This window comes from Lacihabitans lacunae (assembly GCF_042649125.1).
GTDB classification, from domain to species: domain Bacteria; phylum Bacteroidota; class Bacteroidia; order Cytophagales; family Spirosomataceae; genus Leadbetterella; species Leadbetterella lacunae.
Genome location: NZ_JBHRYQ010000001.1, coordinates 3228559 through 3244297, shown reverse-complemented (window position 1 = coordinate 3244297; position 15739 = coordinate 3228559). Strand labels below are relative to the sequence as shown.

The following is a 15739-nucleotide window of genomic DNA, read 5'->3' as shown; positions in this document are numbered from 1 at the left end:
TGATTTGTAGGGTGTTAGCCGTGCCGCAAGTGCCAGTTTATAAAATGGCACCTATTTTTTTGGGTTGTTGAATGACTCCAAGTACTCGCGAGGGGTTTGGTTGGTGATTTTTTTGAAGGCTCGGTTAAACGAAGTTTTGGAATTAAAGCCTACCTCAAATGCCAATGCTAAAAAAGTAAGGTTGGCGTGTTTAGGGCTTTGAATCAGTAGCTGAAATTCTTTTACTCGGTAATGATTAATGAAGTCAAAGAAGTTTTGCTGGTAGTGGTCGTTAATAATTTTTGATAGGGTATGCGTAGACAAATCTAGCTGATGGGCGAGTTCGCTGAGGGTGATTTTGGGATTGGTATATGGTTTTTCAGATTCAATATATGCCTCAAGTTTTTGAATCTCTTCTAGCATGTCGTCGTGGTTTTCTTCTTCTGGTGCTTTTGTAGTGCTCGACAGCGATGCATCCATAGGGTCGTCAAAAATGGAAATCTGACGTGGGTTAACTTTAAATGTTTCGGACTGCTGTATGGCAAAGTAGCCAACAAAATACACGATGCACGAAAACATCAGCCATGTAAAATCTACACTATTTTCTATAATTAGGGTGTTCTCAAACCCCATTACATTTTGCAAAAACATCAACAATAATGTAAAGCCCCAAACGCAAATGGTGATAAACATTACAATCAATACGCCGTTTAGATAACTTAGATTTTGTTCATACGAAAGCTTCGATTGGAATTCCGTGTTGTAAGTTTTGAGGGTTCTTCTAAAAAGATTCCAATAGTAAATGTTCCATAAAAGCCCTAAAATGCCCGAACCGCCAAAAATAATCATCAGTTCTTGCTTTTGATTCATAAGATCAAGCAAAAACGTGCGGTTGTTTTGTAGCAGAAAAGGTAAATACACAAAAAACTGAATCAAGAACGGGATAAAGTGTAAGTACCACCGGGAAGGCAAAAACTTAACGTGATAGAGCAGTTTTAGTAAATAGAAATAGAAAATAGGACCAAACAAGAAGTACACCAAGTCAGGCAAAACAACCAACCTCGGGTAGCGATTTACGAATATCTGGAAGTTGCCCATGATGTAGCACAACACACCACAGGAAGCTATCAAAATAGAAAATATCAACCAGCGGTTTGCGTCTTTGTTGGTAGACTGCAGCGTGGGCAGCACAATAATTAGTAGTATGCCTTGGAAAACAGAGAACAAAAGCAAAAAGTCAAAAAGCGAGTATACATGCAGTGAACCCAAGAGGTCTTCCCAGCCGTCTATGTTTACGTTTATTTCGTTGTTGTCTTTTACAGTTTCTCTAAAAATAACGCGGTTTGGTCTTGCTTTTCCACTTTCTCTCGACTCCACAGACTCCCAGCTGCCTCGGGTAAACTTGTATTCAATTCGTTCGAGGTCCGAATATATTTTAACATGATAGGTGCCACTAGGAGATTTTTTTAAATCATAAATTGGGTCTCCGAGCTCCCAGTTGTTAAAGTTTCCGGTGATTGAAATTTTGGCGTCTTTAGGCGTGTTTTCGGGGAGCGACTTAACAAATATGTCGTAGGAGATTATTTTTTCCCAACCCAAAATGTTCGCTTCTATTTGCTTGGTGTTTTGTGTATTTAGGTTAAATGTTCTGTTGGGTAAACTCTCGCCTTCAGGTGTGCCTTCTACAAATAGCCAGCTGCCTTGGGTAAACTTGTATTCAAAAACCGAGGGTGTGTTTGTCAGCGTTATTTTATAGGTGCTATCATTATCTTTATTGAGCTTGTATTTTATGTCTCCGGGCTCCCAATTGTTATAATCTAAAGCAATAAAAATGGGCTGATCTTTTTGTAGCGGAGTTGCTTTTATTTTAACTTTTATCTGAATTTGGGCAAAGACATTGTGTCCACCCATAAAGATGGTTAGCAATATTAGTGTCCAAAGTGTCTTTCTTTTCGTCAATTTTGACTGCTGTTTTTTTATTAAAAAATCGAATCTTTAAGGTAATAACTCAATATCCCGAGAGATTGATAATAAAACCATTAGGTATTTTTTTGAATATACTTCGAATATATCTTATTGAGGTTAATTTATTCTTTTTAAAAATCTATCTTTGCGACTAAATAAAAATTGTCAAACAATACATTCAGGCTGAAACAATAGGGCTTTTTACGAAGTTAAACTAATATTAAACATTAGGATATGTTTTCAAACCAAAAATAATGAGCAGCTATTCAATAAAAGATCTTGAGCACCTTTCAGGTATAAAAGCCCATACGATTCGTATCTGGGAGCAAAGATATAATATTATTAATCCGAAACGAACAGATACTAATATTAGACTCTACGACGATAGGGATTTAAAATTGGTGTTAAATATTTCTCTTCTTAAAGATCACGGATACAAAATATCCGAAATAGCGAAGCTTACTTTGGAGCAATTGAGTCAAGAGGTAATGGCCCTTTCGGACAAACAGCTCAATTACCCAGACCAAATTCATGCCCTCACTATTGCGATGATAGATATGGATGAAGAAAGATTTGAGAAAATCATGTCCACCAATATCTTACAGTTTGGATTTGAAAACACCATGATTAATATTATCTATCCGTTTTTGAGTAGAATAGGTACATTATGGTTAACGGGCTCTATTGGTCCTGCTCAAGAGCACTTCATAACAAACCTAATTCGTCAAAAAATGATTGTGGCGATTGACGGTCAGGTCGTGAAAAATAAGCCAAGTTCTAAAAAATATGTGTTATTTACGCCAGAGGGCGAGTTACACGAAATAGCGGTTTTGTTTGCTAACTATATCATTAGAGCTAGAGACAATAAGGTCGTTTATTTGGGTCAAAGTCTACCATTTGATGAGCTTAAGTTTGTGGCAGATATTCACAAGCCTGACTATATGTTTACCTCTATTACTACTACGCCTGGTCAAAACGAGGTGCAGGCCTATATAAATAATTTGTCAACTGCGTTTCCAGAGGTTCAGATTTTACTTTCCGGATATCAGGTTATTGGCCAAGGTTTAGTTTTGCCGGCTAATGTGCAGGTAGTTCCCAACGTAAAGCAGCTCATTGAATTAGCTAGCGGCGAATAATTCGGAGTTAAAATCGCCAAGCTATCAGTCTGCTGATTTTTTGTCCTTGTGTCATTTCTATTATTTTTACATCGGTAGCCTTTAGGTATTTTAGTAGTTTCTGAAATGCCGGCAGGTTTTCTTTTTTAGAAACCAAACTCGTAAACCATTTTACAGAGGCAGCAAATTCTTGGCTTTCTTCTATCATGGCTTTCACAAATATGTATTCGCCACCTTCGTACCACAGTTCGTTGTTTTTTCCACCAAAGTTTAGGCTAGGCTTTTGGTTAGTTTTGCCCGTTAGGTTCTTTACTTTCCTCATGTTCTGTGCTTGAGCCTCCTGCTGCGAGGCATGAAATGGTGGATTGCACATGGTGATATCAAACTTTTCGCCTGATTTTATTATTCCTTTATAAAACCGCCCTTTGTCGGCTTGGTGTCTAATCTCAATGTTGTTGCTCAATGTTTCGTTAGCAGCTACTATGGCCTTCGCTGACTTTACGGAAACAGGGTCAATATCTGCTCCCACAAAATTCCAACCGTATTCTTGATGCCCTATAATAGGATATATACAGTTTGCTCCTGTGCCTATGTCTAAGCACTTTATTGTATTTCCTTTTGGAATGACTCCTTTGTTATTTTCGGCTAAAATATCTGCTATATAATGAATGTAGTCTGCTCTACCCGGTATGGGTGGACAAAGGTACCCTGCCGGAATATCCCAATGTTGGATTCCATAATGGTGATAAAGCAAGGCCTTGTTGAGTGCTTTTACCGCCAAAGGCTCCGCGAAGTTGATTGTTTGTGTTCCAAATTGATTTTCAAAAACATATTGCCCAAGCTCTGGTGTGGCTGTGGTAAGTGCCGCTAGGTCATAGTTGCCATTGTGTTGGTTTCTGGGATGTAACGACTGTTTTGACGAAGCGGGTTTCTTTTGCATATGTAGTTTGTCTGCCACAAATGTATTTATAAATTAAGCCCAATTGAAGTTTTAGATGACTATTTCGGTCTGTGTTTTTTAATATTTGAGCTTTTGAGAGATAATTTTCTTTTTTCTTCTCTGTTATATGTTCTTTTTTAATTTTCGAGTGAAATGTGCCCAAAATGGCTAAATATAGGGGTTTTGTTGGATACTCATTAGGAATTAGGACTTTTTTTTTCGTATAATTGTATAATTACAATATACACCGCCTCTTTTGAAAGCTGAAATCGAGGCATAAAACAAAAATACATATGAGCAAGACTAAACACGTAGAGAAAACAATCGAATGGGCAAAGAAAAAAGGATTTTCAAATATTAAAACTGATTTGGTAGACGGATTTGAAAAGCCATTCAATTTTACTCGCTCTAGCGACAGCCTCTCATTTTCTCCTGATTTAACGGCTCTAAATGGCAACAACAAAAAGCACTATTTTCATATTGTACAAAAGAAAGAAGAGGATACCAATATGTTTACACAAATAGAGCTTTTCCATACATTGGCCAAAGCCAAAAATACTAAGTTGTATTTAATGGCACCAACAGGTAATCTAAAATATGCCCGTGACTTGTCTAACAAACTTGAACTTGCAGAAGTAGTAAGAATCTAACGTTTCATATGCATCAGTTTTGTGCTGATAAAAAGATATAACAACCCTATACCTAGCTTTGAAAAATAAGCAAAACACTTTATCCCTAAAAACCAAAAAGACCTTTAGCTCCCAGAGTTGAAGGTCTTTTTATGTATTTATTTAACCCTGTTTATGCATTAGTACTTCCTTATGAGGGCATAAACTTAAGGGGGTTACATGCTGATTTGCAGCAATTTAAGGTCGAAATAGATTTCTTAATGCGTAAATCGGGTTTAAATTTTGTGTATCTATCAAAAAGATCACACAAAAAAAGGAGAGCCAAATGACCCTCCTTCGTATAAAAAACATGCTTAATCGTTTACTCAAAAAGGCTTCCAAGGCTTTCCAGCTACTAGTATTTCCTGCGTCTTTTCGTCGAAGGTAACTTTTAGTCCAGTTCTGTATGCCGCGTTTGACATCATAGTGGCTATTGAGTGTTGGTACCCTGCTTCTATTGGAGCATTTGGTGTTTTACGGCTACGTACACATTCCATCCAGTTTCTGATGTGAGCATGCGTTAGTGGGTCACCGCCTGTGTTTGCGTCTGTCGCAACTTTTATTCCCTCTAGTTTCATTGGCTTAAGCAAATTGGCTTGCATGCCCATCGCTCTTGCTTCACGCTCACGAAGTCCACCCGTATCCGAAATCTCGTTGGTGTCAAGGTTAATCATTCCACCGTTTGAGTAGTATAGTTCTTTGGTTTCACCAGCAGAGTTTGAGAATCTACTTGTAAACTGCACTTGGAATCCATTTTGTGGCTGATCGCTTGGACCATAATCAAATACCACCGTTAAGGTATCGGCGTTTGTACGGCCGTCTTGCCATTGGTATATTCCACCGTTTGCTACTACACTTCTTGGGTGTTTTAGTCCACTAAACCAGTGTACGGTATCTATTTGGTGACTCATCCATTGTCCAGGTATTCCTGACGAATAAGGCCAGAATAGTCTGTACTCCAAGTATTTACGAGCATCAAAAGCTTCGTACGGTCTGTTCATTAAGTAGCGTTTCCAATCTACATCCGATTCTTTTAGGTTTGCTACTAAGTCAGGTCTTCTCCATCTACCTGGCTGGTTCACGTTCCACATTAGTTCCACCATTTTGATGTCACCAAACTTGCCAGACTTAATAAAGTCTTCGGCTGCATGATAGTTTGGTCCTGATCTTCTTTGTGAACCTATTTGTACTATTTTACCCGAATCTTTTACTGCTTTTAATACCGCTCTGTTATCGGCCATAGTTTCTGCTAGTGGCTTCTCTGCATACACGTCACACCCCGCTTTTACGGCTTCTATTGTGTGCAGTGCATGTTGGAAATCGGCCGTTGACATCATAACCGCATCTACAGACTTAGAGGCATAAAGCTCTTCGTTGTTTCTGTATACTTTTACATCAGCTCCCAGTTGTTTATCCAAAAACGCCTTTCCTTCTTCTCTTCTTTTGTTCCAAATGTCAGAAAGCCCCACCATTTCGAAGTTCATTTCTTTCATGAGCTCTTTAAATGGTCCTACGTGCGATGCACGGTGTCTGTCTGAGAAACCAACGCAGGCTACTCTAACTCTATCGTTTGCACCTAATATCTTTCCGTAGCTTTTCACCGAAAAACCGGTGGCAGCAGTGGCCAATATCGATTTTTTAATAAATTGTCTTCTTGAGGTCATAGTTTTATTTTGGTTGAAAATTTTGTTTCTAAATTTAATAATATCTTACTAATTAACAAAAGCTTAAAGGCATAGATTGTAGTTTCTAACCTTTAAGCTCAAAGTCTTATTTTATTTCTTTAATTTTTATGTTTTTATAAAACACATTGTCTCCGTGGTCTTGAATCAAAATGTGACCTGCATCCGATGCTCCAAATCCATCATATTTTGCATATTTACTTCTCGCTACCAATGCATTGTAGATGTTGCTTTTTCTTTGGTATTCTACTACTTTAAAGCCATTTAGCCAGTGCTGCACCGTATTGTCAGGGTATACGATTACCCTTGCTTGGTTCCAGTCACCAATTTTTCTTTGAAATCTCTTGTCAAGTTTGGTAGAAGGTATCAGGTCATATAAACTCGCCATGGTACGGTTTCCTACAACTCCCATTTTAGCATCTGGGTGCTTTTCGTCGTCAAGTACTTGATACTCTAGTCCTACACCCGATCTACCACCTGAGTCAAATTTCTCGTCTACAAAATACTTTACGCCTGAGTTTGCTCCTTCGGTAAGTTTAAAATCAAAATCTAACTCAAACGCACCATATGTGTTTTTGGAAACGATGTCGTTGCCAGTCTCCGACCCGTCTGAACTTCCTACCGAAAGTATTCCGTCTTTTATCGCCCATCTTTTGTTTGGCTCTGCTGTGCCGTGTACCACCCTCCAGCCATCAAAATCTTTTCCATTCATTAGTAGGCTATAGCCTTGGTGTTTCTCTTGGTCCGATAGGTTATTTAGCAACAAGTTTACCACTGGCGTATTGTCAAGTGGACTTGGCTTTAAATCTTCCGTTTGGATTCTGATATTTTTCCATCTGATTTTCATTCCCTCGTTCATACTGCCATAAATAGCATGTACCTGAAGAGCTATGAAGCCTTTGGCTGTCATGTCATCTACCAAGTACGATACCGGAATGCCGTTTATGAATGTACGAATCACGTTTCCGATTGCTTCAATTCTGTATTTGTTCCAATCGCCAATTTTAAAAGCTTTTTGGCCTTCTGGATTTATGTTTGGAATATACAACCAGTCGCGGCGTGCTTCGTCATAAATACCCCCTGACCATGCTCTTGCAGTTGGATCTACTTCCATTTGGTAGCCATGCACCCTGCCGTCTTTGTAATCTGGGGTAGAAAGACTCCTAAATTGTATCCCTGAGTTCATGGCGTCGTCTACTTTAAGGTCTACTTCAAATATGAAATCGCCGTATTCTTTTTCGGTTACCAAAAACGAGTTAGGGGTGTCTTTTACCGTAGTTCCTACTATTTGGCCATTCTCTACCGTATATTTGGCTTGGCCATTTAGTTGTTTCCAGCCTTTGAGCGTTTTTCCATCAAAAAGATTCGTCCATTTTTGGGCAATCAAATTGTTAGATAAAACCAATGCTGACACAACAAATACTAACTTTTTAAACATTGTTTTAGAATTTTTAAAGGTGATTTTCTTTTAATCAAAAACAGACACGGACTTATGCGTTTATTTCTAAAGTTTTAAATCTAAATGTTTATTTTTTCTTAAAATATATTACAAATCTAAGATTTATATGAACATCCTTTTAGACGAAACTCGTCGCATTTTAGTATTATTCTGACGTAAAAATTTAATTTATGGTCAAAATAAGCTTATTTCAGTTTTATGTTATGTGTACCATAAGGAGATCTTTGGAATCTGCTTAACATACTGTTTGCTTCATCGTCGTTTTTAAAACGCTCAACTGCCGGATCCCAATACAGTTTTCTCGGAAGTTTCATCGCTATATGGCTTACCAAACAAACCGAGCATGCTCGGTGCCCAATTTCAGCTGGAGAAATTGGTTGTTTGCGGCTTTTGATACAGTCTAGCCAGTTGCCATGTTGTTCATCACTCTTGTAGAGATGTATTTCGTTTTCACCAATAACCGAGGTTAGTATTTTAGGATCACTTGCATCCAATGCTTTTGCACTTTTGGCCGCCGAAACCGGATCGCTCGATGACGCCACATAATTTCCTCTCGAAACAAAAATCCAGCCTTCAGTTCCTTCGTATCGGATACCGTTTGTGTAACCGCCACTCGTATACATATTTATGCCATTTGCGTATTCGGCTTTTACCATAAAGTCACCGTGCACATCCCAAAGGCCCGACCTCGGAAACTCAGCTACAGACTCCACACTTATTGGTCCTGTATATTCGGTATCCATACCCCAAGCGGCACTGTCAAAGTGGTGTTGTCCCCAGCCGGTAATCATACCCGCTCCAAACTGCTCTCTGCGTAGCCAACCCGGTCTATCGTATCCTTTTGCCGGATGCACCCCAATTTCGGTATAAGGCACATAGGGCGTAGAGCCTAGCCACATGTCATAATTTAGTCCTTTTGGTATTGGCATTTCGGGTGCTTCAGGCCCCGCGGGGTCGCCCGGCAAGCCTATTCTAACGGTATGCAATCTTCCTATACGGCCGTTTCTTACGAGCTCTGCCGCTATTCTAAATTGAGGTGATGAACGCTGCTGCGTTCCTACCTGTAGAATAGTTCCTTTTTGTTTAACAATATCCGCCAAAAGCCTTCCTTCCGCTATGGTAAGGGAAGTTGGTTTTTGTAAGTATACATCTTTCCCCGCCAAAGCAGCTTCTATGGCTGGTTGCGAATGCCAGTGGTCGGGAGTACTAATTATTACCGCATCTATGTCTTTGTTTAGCAACATTTCGCGGTAGTCGTCATACATACGGGTGTCCATATATTTGGCGTTTCCGGTTTTCTTGGCGTAGTAGCCGTCTACCAGTTTTTTGCCATCTTCCAATCTGTTTCTATCCAGGTCACACACGGCCATTATGCGGGCAGCTTCGTGTTGCCAAGTACCTGGCAAATCGTGGTCGCGGGCTATTCTACCTACGCCTATTTGCCCAATGTTGAGTTTATTGCTTGGAGCATTTTTTCCAAAAACCGACGATGGCACTATAGTAGGTATGGCCATCATGGCGGCACCTTTTATAGTATTGTTTAAAAACGAACGTCTTTTCATATTTATAAGTAAGGGTTGAATTAATGAATGTTATATTTTGCTTGCCATTTTTTGAGCCTGTAGGGCTAATTCCATCGCCAAAAAACAATGCTCTTGGCTCATGGCGGTGTTTGTTCTGTTTACTACATCGTTTACTAACCTTTCGCCATAGGTAAGGGGCACGTCGTTGCAGTCTATGTGTACCGTTTCTTTTTGATTGGCCATGTACAGTTGGTTTCCTTTGTCTAACCTTCCAATGTCTATGTTTTTACGAATCTCAATAAATCCTTCGGTTCCCAGTATAGTCAGTCGACCATCGCCCCAAGTATTTAGACCATCTGGCGTAAACCAATCTACACGTATGTAACCCGTGCCTCCGTTTCCTTTCAGCATCACATCGCCAAAATCCTCAAATCCTGGATATTGCGGATGGTTCACGTTGCCCACTTGTGAGGCTATTATTTTGGCTTCGGTAGAGTTGGTAAAAAACAAAAACTGGTCAAACTGATGTGAGGCAATGTCTGTTATTATTCCGCCAAATTTATCTTTTTCAAAAAACCACTGCGGCCTCGACTTCGGGTTCATTTTGTGCGGTCCCAAACCTATCGTTTGTATCACCTTTCCTATCGCTCCGTCTTTTACCAGTTGGCCCGCTTTTTCTGTTGCTCTGTTTTCAAACCTTTCGCTGTACGATATCGAGAATATTCTCCCTGTTTGTTTCTGTATTTTTTTAACTTCTTTTAGCTGCTTTAGGTCGGTTATGCCCGGTTTATCTACCATATAGTCTTTGCCATGAAGCATCGCTTGTATGCCTATCGGGGCCCTGTCGCTTGGTATTGCAGAGCTCAAAATCATCTGAATTTCCTTGTCCTCATATACTTCCTGAGCGGTTTTTGCACGAACCGCCGATGGGAATCTTTTCGAAAAATCCGCCGCCAAGTCGTCTTCTAATGCATAAAAAGACTTCAGTTCTGCCCCTCCCCTTATTACCGATGCCGCCATGCCATATATGTGGCCGTGGTTTATGCCCACCACCCCAATTTTTATTTTCGGAGCGAGTGTCATTTCTTTTGGAGCGGCTTCTTTAAAATATTTAAAATCACGCTCTTTCAAGAAAGGCAACATGCCCAAACTTGAGGCTTTAAGAGCTGATTTTTGTAAAAATTTTCTTCTGTCTATGGCCATATCATTTATTTGTTTTTATTTTTTGGGCGGTACCTTAAAGGGTCGGGCTATTCATTACAAGTCCTCGCGGCTACGCCAGCTGTGGGCTTTTCATTGCTATCCCTACCGCATGATTCCGCAATTCGCACTCTTTGAAAAATAATATTAATACTTGTTATCTGACAAAAATATGAATAAAAAAGAAGGCTTGCGTATTCCTATGCATCCTTTTTATAGTGTTATTATGACCACTTTTATCAAATAATTGTAAAAATTGTCTTATTTTTCAAAAAATAATGATAGTTTTATGCCGTCATTCTAATATTTTTGACAAAAAAACATCATAAGTTATGAAGCCTCAGTTACTCAAAATCTCTAATCCGGCAGATACTTCATTTAACCTAATGCGGTTAGATGCACCTTTTTTTCCTACGCCATGGCACTATCACCCCGAAATAGAGCTAGTGTTAATGCTAGAAAGTACAGGCAAAAAATATGTCGGAAGTAGTATTACGGATTTCGAGCCGGGTGACTTATGCTTGATTGGTGGCTTGCTGCCTCACTATTACAAAAGCGACGAGGAGTATCATAAAAACAACGAAGAGCTAAGGGCACGGTCTATCGTTTGTCATTTTAACTTTGATTTTGTCGGAACGCCTTTCTGGGAAGCACCAGAGAGTTTCGCCATTAAAGCCCTTTTAGAACGCTCAAAAAGAGGCATTCAGTTTAGCTCCGAAACTTCTAAAAAAGTGGAAGACAGGTTGCGTAAACTTTCGGAGGTAGAAGGCATGTCCCGCCTGTTATTGTTTCTCGAAATATTGGATGAATTGGCCAAAAGTAAAGATATTGAATACCTCACCACAGATCCTATTCAAATTAGAAACGAGGTAGATTCTGACCGAATAAAAAAGGTATTGGAGCACGTAAGTGAAAACTTCCAAAACCAGATTATGCTTGACGACGTGGCCCAGTTGGCCAACATGAGCGAATCGGCTTTTAGTAGGTATTTTAAGAAACGTACACGTAAAACATTCTCTAACTTTTTGACCGAAATCAGAATAGAATACGCGTGTAAGCTACTCCAAAACGATAAAATGAGTATTTCCCAGATTGCCTTCGACAGCGGATTTTATAATCTTTCAAACTTCAACAGGCAGTTTAAGTCGATCAAAAAAATTACGCCTTTGGCTTACCGTATGAATTATTTGGATTAAGGAGACTTTCGTTTTGCCGTTATATACAAAAATAGCCTTCACGGAAACGTGAAGGCTATTTTTTATAAAAAACCTTAGATTCTTATTTTAAAGACTCTACTGCAGTTCGGATTCTTGAAACCGCCTCAGTCAAGGCCTCGTCAGAAGCCGCCGTAGAGATACGGATACAGTTTGGTGCACCAAAAGATGAACCACCAACTGTAGCTACATATGAGTTTTCAAGTAACCACATAGCCAAGTCGTCTGAGTCTTTGATGGTTACTTTTCCGTCTGATTTTCCGAAATAATAACTTACATCAGGGAATGCATAAAATGCTCCTTCAGGTACGTTTACCTTAAATCCTGGAATGTCTTTAAGCAAACCAACTACTAAGTCTCTTCTTAACAGGTAAGCTCTTTTCATGGTTTCTGGAGCAGTCATGTCGTCCCAAGCTACTACAGAAGCACGTTGAGCGATGTGATTAGTTCCAGAAGTTACTTGGCCTTGAAGTTTGTCTATGCCGTCTACTATCCATTTAGCAGCACCGATATATCCGATTCTCCATCCGGTCATCGCAAATCCTTTTGCCATTCCGTTTACAGTTATTACTCTGTCTTTCACTTCAGGAATAGAGCCCATAGAGAAATGTCCTTCTTCGCGGAAGTTGATGTATTCGTAAATTTCGTCAGCCAAAACATAAATGTTTGGGTGTTTTGCCACTACTTCTGCTATAGCTCTTAGTTCTGCTTCGCTGTATACAGACCCCGTTGGGTTGTTTGGCGATGCATACATAATCATTTTTGTTTTGTCAGTAATGGCAGCTTCAAGCTGAGCTGGGGTTACTTTAAAATCATTGTCAAATGCTCCTTCTAAAATTACCGAGGTACCTTCAGCAAGTTTTACCATTTCTGAGTAAGACACCCAGTAAGGGGCAAATATAATCACCTCGTCGCCAGGGTTTAGCATCACCGCTAGTGCGTTTGCAAGCGAGTGTTTAGCTCCAGTAGAAACGATTATGTTCTCAGGTTTCCAATCTATATTATTGTCACGTTTAAACTTCTCAGCGATAACTTTTCTAAGCTCAGGAATACCCGCCACTGGCGTGTATGAGTGAAAACCAGCATCGATAGCGTCTTTGGCTGCTTCACAAATGTGCTTAGGAGTTTTAAAATCTGGCTCACCAATAGATAGGTTGATCACTTTGTGACCTAATGCAGCCAATTCTCTAGATTTTTTAGACATTGCGAGCGTAGCAGACTCTTCAAGGTTATTGATTCTGTCGGCTAGCAAATTTGATGTTAAGACCTCCATTTTGTTGTTTTTGTTATTTTCCCTATTAACCCTCTAAAAGGCTCTCTTTTAGAATTCGGCTGCAAAATTACGATTATAAAATGGATTAGCCTTAGAATTTTAAAATTTTATATAATACAATTTAGCCCATTAGTTATGAAGGATTTACACTTCTGTGTCAGATTTAAAACTATACACATACGGTGCTTTATGAGCTCCCCCCGAAAACTGTTTCTCAAATCGCTCCAGCTGCCCGTAACTCAGCATTTTTCGTTGGAAGGTTCCGCGGTGAAGTTTTTCGTTAAATATGGCTTCATATACGCCTTGAAGCTCTTTCATGGTGAATTTTTCGGGTAAAAGATTTGCTCCAACCAATTTTGTGTTAAGGTTTTGCTGTAAGGTTTTTAGTGCCTTTTCTATGATTTCAGAATGGTCTAATATTAAGCTTGGTAGTGCTCTTACATCGTACCAGCCACAGGAATCTGAAAGGGCGTCTGGGGTTGGCGTAACCTCCAGAATATTTATGAGGGCATAGTGGGCCACTGAAATAAACCTTTCCAAAAGCCAAGAAGCATCTCCGTCAATCCATGGATTTGAGTTTATGATGGTTTGCATAACTTCGGCTTGGTGTCTTGCCACAGAGCCAAACGTATGAAACTGCTCCAAGTAAATTTGGTCTAAGCCAGTTCTTTCTTTTAATCCTCGTTTTGCTGCATCTTGTAGGTTTTCGTCTTTTGCTACAAACCCTCCTGGCAAAGCAAAAAGACCAGTATTGTGATATTCCATGACAAGAACCTGTAATTTTTGATTAGAATATCCAAAAATTACATTGTCAAACGCGATATGTTTTAAATATTTATTTGGGTTCAATGTTTAAGTTTTAAAATCAAATGTAGCATATTTTTTTGTTTAAAATTTAAAAAGAAGTATTATTGTCTCAGTTTGCGACAATAATAAATATTCAACCTTTCAAAAAAATGAAAAAACTATTTTTAACCTGCATGATCCATCTTGGATTTATTGCAATTGGATCTGCTCAAAACAACAATAATTTTGCAGTTCAAACCAAAATTGCCAATGGAACAATAGAAGGAAACTACGACACCAAAACCAATATTCAAAAGTATTTCGGCATCCCATTTGCCCAAGCTCCGGTTGGTAATTTAAGATGGAAAGCCCCACAAGCAGTTATAAATTGGTCGGGTGTAAAACAAACCAAGACTTTTTCGGCAAGACCGATGCAGGCTATAGTTTTCGGCGATATGAATTCTCGCTCAGAAGGCCTTAGCGAGGATTGCCTATATCTAAATGTATGGACGCCCGCAAGCAGAAATACCAAAGATTTGCCAGTTTTGGTCTATTTTTATGGAGGCGGAAATGTAGCAGGTGATGCTTCAGAGCCAAGATATGACGGGGAGGCTATGGCAAAAAAAGGAATAGTGGTAGTGACATGTAATTACAGACTCAATATTTTTGGAAATTTTGCACACCCCGAACTTAGTGCAGAAGCCACATATAAAGCGTCTGGAAATTATGGGTATCTCGACCAAGTGGCTGCATTGCAATGGGTGCAGAAAAACATAGCCGCTTTTGGAGGGAATCCAAAAAAAGTAACAATTGCAGGTGAGTCAGCCGGGTCAATTTCTGTAAGTTATCAAATGGCCTCTCCACTTGCCCAAGGCCTTATAGCGGGGGCTATCGGTGAAAGTGGTGCAGGTATTAACCCAACTATGGCTCCTGTTACATTGGCAGAAGCCGAAAAAATAGGCTTAGAATTTGCTCAAAAAGCAGGCGTTCCTACTTTGAAACAATTAAGAGCCCTTACAAGCCGAGAGGTTTATGAAATTTATAATGAATCGAAGCGGTTTGGTTTTCCGGTGGTCTTGGATAATTATTTTTTGAACGATTATTTACCCCAAACTTTTGCCGCTAAAAAACAAGCCCAAGTGCCACTGTTAGTTGGCTGGAACTCCGCCGAAATACCCGGTCAGGCGTTTATGTATGGTATGCCTTACACCTCTGAAAATTTTATAAAAAGAGTAAAAACCGAATACCCCGATAGTCACGAAGAAGTTTTGAAACTTTTTCCTCATGCCACTCCTGAGGAAGTAGAAATTTCGGCTACGGCAATGGCCGCCGATAGGTTTATAGCCTACAGTACTTGGAAATGGGCAGAGCTGCACCGCCATAATAGTGAACAACCGGTGTATAGGTATTTATACAGTAAACTTAGACCTGAATTAATTGATAATAGCTTAACTCCAGGATTAGCAGGAGGAACGTTAAAAAGTGCTGAAAATGCAGCAAAACCAAAAGCGGTAGGTGCTCCACATGCATGCGAAATAGAATATGCGATGGGAAATTTGCCTTTGATTAAGGAGTTTGAGTGGACGGCAAACGACTTCAAGGTTTCAGAAACGATGTCTGATTATTTCGCCAATTTTATAAAAACAGGAAATCCAAATGGCGGCAAACTACCAGATTGGAAACCTTTGAGTAAAGACTTGAAGACTACTCAGGTGATTGTGATTGATACAGAAACCAAGATGATTGACTCTCAAATAGAAGCTCGGTATGAGTTTTTTGATAGGGCTTACAAAAATAAATAGTAGAAAAATGGGGGCTTTCGGGCCCCTTTTCATTATACTCAAATTAATAAAATACCAGATTTTGATTTTTCTTTTCGTGAATCCCCACTTCTAATTACCTCCTTTTAGAATATTTTGCCCTCATTACTCGTTT

Annotated in this window: 12 protein-coding genes; 4 read left to right on the top strand and 8 right to left on the bottom strand. The window is 39.5% G+C overall.

Features of this window, described 5'->3' with window-relative positions; genetic code table 11:
• Positions 1 to 51 precede the first annotated feature (51 nt).
• A complete protein-coding gene (locus ACFOOI_RS14135; RefSeq protein WP_379838646.1) occupies positions 52 to 1938 on the bottom strand; it encodes a helix-turn-helix domain-containing protein in 1887 nt (628 codons plus the stop codon).
• Between the two features lie 260 nt (positions 1939 to 2198).
• Between ACFOOI_RS14135 and ACFOOI_RS14130 the strand changes: the two genes are divergently transcribed.
• Positions 2199 to 3080 (top strand): MerR family transcriptional regulator, encoded by an 882-nt coding sequence (locus ACFOOI_RS14130; protein ID WP_379838645.1) that lies wholly within the window; start codon positions 2199 to 2201, stop codon positions 3078 to 3080.
• Positions 3081 to 3087: 7 nt separating this feature from the next.
• On the opposite strand, the gene rlmF is transcribed toward ACFOOI_RS14130, so the two are convergent.
• On the bottom strand, positions 3088 to 4017 hold the full coding sequence (gene rlmF / locus ACFOOI_RS14125; protein ID WP_379838643.1) for a 23S rRNA (adenine(1618)-N(6))-methyltransferase RlmF: 930 nt from the start codon (positions 4015 to 4017) through the stop codon (positions 3088 to 3090).
• Positions 4018 to 4292: 275 nt separating this feature from the next.
• Between rlmF and ACFOOI_RS14120 the strand changes: the two genes are divergently transcribed.
• The gene (locus ACFOOI_RS14120; protein WP_379838642.1) at positions 4293 to 4649 is read left to right on the top strand and encodes a hypothetical protein; all 357 of its coding nucleotides are present in this window, start codon (positions 4293 to 4295) and stop codon (positions 4647 to 4649) included.
• Between the two features lie 344 nt (positions 4650 to 4993).
• Here ACFOOI_RS14120 and ACFOOI_RS14115 read toward each other — a convergent pair whose 3' ends face one another.
• From ACFOOI_RS14115 to ACFOOI_RS14100, 4 genes are all read right to left on the bottom strand, one after another.
• The gene (locus ACFOOI_RS14115) at positions 4994 to 6331 is read right to left on the bottom strand and encodes a Gfo/Idh/MocA family protein (protein WP_379838641.1); all 1338 of its coding nucleotides are present in this window, start codon (positions 6329 to 6331) and stop codon (positions 4994 to 4996) included.
• A gap of 106 nt (positions 6332 to 6437) precedes the next feature.
• Entirely contained in the window at positions 6438 to 7787 is a 1350-nt protein-coding gene (locus ACFOOI_RS14110) for a 3-keto-disaccharide hydrolase (protein WP_379838640.1), read from the bottom strand.
• A 206-nt stretch (positions 7788 to 7993) separates the two neighbouring features.
• Complete coding sequence (locus tag ACFOOI_RS14105; protein ID WP_379838638.1) at positions 7994 to 9370, bottom strand: Gfo/Idh/MocA family protein; 1377 nt, start codon at positions 9368 to 9370, stop codon at positions 7994 to 7996.
• Positions 9371 to 9400: 30 nt separating this feature from the next.
• On the bottom strand, positions 9401 to 10543 hold the full coding sequence (locus tag ACFOOI_RS14100; RefSeq protein ID WP_379840224.1) for a Gfo/Idh/MocA family protein: 1143 nt from the start codon (positions 10541 to 10543) through the stop codon (positions 9401 to 9403).
• Between the two features lie 320 nt (positions 10544 to 10863).
• On the opposite strand from ACFOOI_RS14100, the gene ACFOOI_RS14095 reads away from it, so the two are divergent.
• Positions 10864 to 11727: an AraC family transcriptional regulator gene (locus ACFOOI_RS14095; RefSeq protein ID WP_379838637.1), complete on the top strand. Its 864-nt coding sequence runs from the start codon at positions 10864 to 10866 to the stop codon at positions 11725 to 11727.
• 82 nt (positions 11728 to 11809) lie between these two features.
• Here the strand turns inward: ACFOOI_RS14095 and ACFOOI_RS14090 are convergent, their stop codons facing one another.
• Together ACFOOI_RS14090 and ACFOOI_RS14085 are read right to left on the bottom strand one after the other, a co-directional pair.
• Positions 11810 to 13018 (bottom strand): pyridoxal phosphate-dependent aminotransferase, encoded by a 1209-nt coding sequence (locus ACFOOI_RS14090; RefSeq protein ID WP_379838636.1) that lies wholly within the window; start codon positions 13016 to 13018, stop codon positions 11810 to 11812.
• Positions 13019 to 13162: 144 nt separating this feature from the next.
• On the bottom strand, positions 13163 to 13867 hold the full coding sequence (locus ACFOOI_RS14085) for an NUDIX hydrolase (RefSeq protein WP_379838635.1): 705 nt from the start codon (positions 13865 to 13867) through the stop codon (positions 13163 to 13165).
• 107 nt (positions 13868 to 13974) lie between these two features.
• On the opposite strand from ACFOOI_RS14085, the gene ACFOOI_RS14080 reads away from it, so the two are divergent.
• Entirely contained in the window at positions 13975 to 15606 is a 1632-nt protein-coding gene (locus ACFOOI_RS14080; RefSeq protein ID WP_379838634.1) for a carboxylesterase/lipase family protein, read from the top strand.
• The last annotated feature ends 133 nt before the right edge of the window (positions 15607 to 15739 follow it).

Excerpts from the sequence above, each read along its gene's own strand:
- ACFOOI_RS14130 (WP_379838645.1), top strand. The coding sequence starts at position 2,199 with ATGAGCAGCTATTCAATAAAAGATCTTGAGCACCTTTCAGGTATAAAA.
- ACFOOI_RS14120 (WP_379838642.1), top strand. The coding sequence starts at position 4,293 with ATGAGCAAGACTAAACACGTAGAGAAAACAATCGAATGGGCAAAGAAA.
- ACFOOI_RS14115 (WP_379838641.1), bottom strand. The coding sequence starts at position 6,331 with ATGACCTCAAGAAGACAATTTATTAAAAAATCGATATTGGCCACTGCT.
- ACFOOI_RS14110 (WP_379838640.1), bottom strand. The coding sequence starts at position 7,787 with ATGTTTAAAAAGTTAGTATTTGTTGTGTCAGCATTGGTTTTATCTAAC.
- ACFOOI_RS14105 (WP_379838638.1), bottom strand. The coding sequence starts at position 9,370 with ATGAAAAGACGTTCGTTTTTAAACAATACTATAAAAGGTGCCGCCATG.
- ACFOOI_RS14095 (WP_379838637.1), top strand. The coding sequence starts at position 10,864 with ATGAAGCCTCAGTTACTCAAAATCTCTAATCCGGCAGATACTTCATTT.
- ACFOOI_RS14090 (WP_379838636.1), bottom strand. The coding sequence starts at position 13,018 with ATGGAGGTCTTAACATCAAATTTGCTAGCCGACAGAATCAATAACCTT.
- ACFOOI_RS14080 (WP_379838634.1), top strand. The coding sequence starts at position 13,975 with ATGAAAAAACTATTTTTAACCTGCATGATCCATCTTGGATTTATTGCA.